The organism is Phormidium sp. CCY1219 (assembly GCF_055795085.1).
On sequence record NZ_JAYFEQ010000220.1, the window covers coordinates 1 to 2,556 of the forward strand.

Annotated in this window: 3 protein-coding genes; all 3 read left to right on the forward strand. The window is 47.2% G+C overall.

Annotated elements, in window-relative coordinates; translation table 11 throughout:
- The first annotated feature begins 114 nt into the window (after nt 1–114).
- The 3 genes from AC0QH1_RS01935 to AC0QH1_RS01945 all read left to right on the forward strand — a co-directional run bounded on the left by AC0QH1_RS01935 (nt 115) and on the right by AC0QH1_RS01945 (nt 2,387).
- Nucleotides 115–594: a hypothetical protein gene (locus AC0QH1_RS01935; protein WP_324629084.1), complete on the forward strand. Its 480-nt coding sequence runs from the start codon at nt 115–117 to the stop codon at nt 592–594.
- Nucleotides 595–805: 211 nt separating this feature from the next.
- Complete coding sequence (locus AC0QH1_RS01940) at nt 806–1,288, forward strand: hypothetical protein (protein ID WP_324629085.1); 483 nt, start codon at nt 806–808, stop codon at nt 1,286–1,288.
- A gap of 586 nt (nt 1,289–1,874) precedes the next feature.
- Nucleotides 1,875–2,387: an REP-associated tyrosine transposase gene (locus tag AC0QH1_RS01945; protein WP_324629086.1), complete on the forward strand. Its 513-nt coding sequence runs from the start codon at nt 1,875–1,877 to the stop codon at nt 2,385–2,387.
- Nucleotides 2,388–2,556 lie beyond the last annotated feature (169 nt).

The window sequence follows — 2,556 nt, forward strand, 5'->3', positions numbered from 1 at the left end:
AAACCCAGATCTCAAAGGTCTGGGCGGAGAAGCCCGCGCCGTACCGCCTAAGCGGTCGGCGTCGGGAGTACGTCACAAAAGCTTTCCGATCTGACCTCCATTCCCGTCAACGAAATGCTCGACTATTTGGAGGGACGAATTGACTGGGATACGTTTCTGGCAGGTCGGCTCCCCAATACCTACTCCGGCGTCACTAATTCTATTGAGCCAATCGTTACCCTGGAACGAGTCGTCGCCTGGCTCAAAACCCTTTCTCTTCACGAATTGCGTCCAATCTTGGATGCAGCCCTAGAACGCGCTGCTTCTCTTGTGGATCCATCTCGCCCACCGTCAAGCACTCCGCCATTTTCTCCACAAAGCCGTTCCCCAAAACGCTCAACCCCACCCCCCACATCCTCCGATCTGCGCCTCGATCTCAAAAACGAAGACAAATTCCCAGACCGCTTCACACTCCCAACTAAAGCAATTGCAAATGAGCTACTCGCAATAGAAGAACCAACAGAAGAACAAGGAACGGCCCAGGGAAGGCTGGCGCGGTTGGTGGTGGCGTTGGGCGAGAAGTTGGGAGAGCCAAACGAGGGGGTCACTATTTAGAGGTGAGGGACGAACAGGGGTTTGAGGCGGTGTTTAGCTTGGCGATGCTGTCTCCTGTGGCGTGTGAGGGTGAGGAAGTCGGGAAAATTTATTTTCCCGGCCTACAGAAACATAAAGAAATTGTAAAATTTGACCGGATGTATGATGCATTAAGATATACGCCTATTGTAAAGTCATTTATCGAACAAGCGTAGTTTTTGGTTGTGGAGCTATGAGTCAAACTTTTGAAGCCATCAAAATCCCCATCAAAGAAGTAGACATTCAGAAGACTGCCGATCTTTTTAACGAGACTTTAGGGGAAATTCAAAAAGGCATTGTTGATGCCTTAAGTTGGAATGATTTCAGCTTCATTATTCGCAATAACACTGAAGCGCTTCTCAAGCGGACGGGAGCTGTCAATGATTCGGGCGCATGGCCATTTGAAGATATTGAGCCAAAAACTGTAGTTGCGAAATTTTTGAAAGCTAAAAGTTTTTCCTTTGCGGCAAAGTATGCGTTGCCACATCGTGAAATTTGCATTGGTTGTTCTTACCCCTTGGTTGGTTATAAAAAGGTAGCTATGGAATGGAGCGCAGATCCTAAAATCACATGGGACAATATGAGTAACGGCGAAGATAAAAGTGCAGATGAAAACCGTGCTTACATCATGCAAAAAGATGGAAACTACATCTGGGTTTTTGAAGTCAATGGTTGAAGATGAATATGAATCATTGGTTTAATATCAAATCCAGTCTTCCCCTCTAGGGGAAAGCAATTCGCGATTTTCGTTTCCTATCCGTAAACGTTGGATTTGATATCAGGCGATCGTCGTGCGGGCGATCGCCTGCCCCGCTATGGCGCAAATATACCATCAAGCCTCCTTGCCACCCCTGGAGGAAGATGTCATATTTAGCAACGAGATGGTGCGTGACGCGGGTGTTTCACGAATCTGACAACCGGCCAAATTTCCTGGCACGTCACACACCCTACCCGAAATGGGTTGTGGCGTTTCCCAAAACCCCGGTAGGGTGTGTTGCGGCTTCGATAAATCATGGGTTTTCACGATAAATATTAACCTTGCCGCAACGCACCGCCGACAAACCCCATTGATGACGGATGGTGTTAAGAAAAATCGAATACGGGGTTCAGTGAATGATGATGTCAGCAATGAACGTGATGGCAAAAATGTGGGGGCGGTGTTGACGGCAATTTCCATTTTCTGGTGGCGCACGAAGGTTTATTGTTGCCGCAGGGCACCCTACCTATCATAATAAGATTATCGCAATTTTCGACTGATTACAATGGCAGAATATCGGCGAGAATATTGGCAGGGGGCAACCTATTTTTTTACACAGGTGACGTGCGATCGCCAGCCGTGGCTGTGCGACGATATTGCGAGGGTAGCGTTGCGACAGGCGATCGAAACAGTTCGCCTAAAACGCCCGTTTCAAATCGATGCTTTTGTCTTATTACCTGACCATTTTCATTGTTTGTGGACGCTACCGGAAAACGACGGGGATTTTTCAACACGAATGCGTTTGGTGAAAAGCCATGTAACCAGAGCGATCGGCGATAAATTGAATTTAGAGACAACCATAACCGCATCGCGAAAAGCCCGTCGGGAACGGAATTTATGGCAACGGCGGTTTTGGGAACATCGGGTACGGGACGAACAAGAATTTGCCGCCTATTGCGATTATATTCATATTAACCCCGTGAAACATGGGTTATGCAAATCACCCACAGATTGGCCGTGGTCAAGCATTCATCGGTTTATTCGACAAGGCATTTATCCCCCCGATTGGGGCCAGTAATTTCAATTAAAAATTTCGGTAGGGTGTGTTACGGCGGGAATACACCATAATTTTAAACCAAATATTGACATCGCCGTAACGCACCACATTTCAATTCAAAATTCAAAATGTCGGTAGGGTGTGTTACGGCGGGGATAAACCAGAATTTTCACCCAAATATTGAAATCGC

Coding starts and splice junctions, on each gene's coding strand:
- AC0QH1_RS01940 (WP_324629085.1), top strand. CDS start 806: ATGAGTCAAACTTTTGAAGCCATCAAAATCCCCATCAAAGAAGTAGAC.
- AC0QH1_RS01945 (WP_324629086.1), top strand. CDS start 1,875: ATGGCAGAATATCGGCGAGAATATTGGCAGGGGGCAACCTATTTTTTT.
- AC0QH1_RS01935 (WP_324629084.1), top strand. CDS start 115: ATGCTCGACTATTTGGAGGGACGAATTGACTGGGATACGTTTCTGGCA.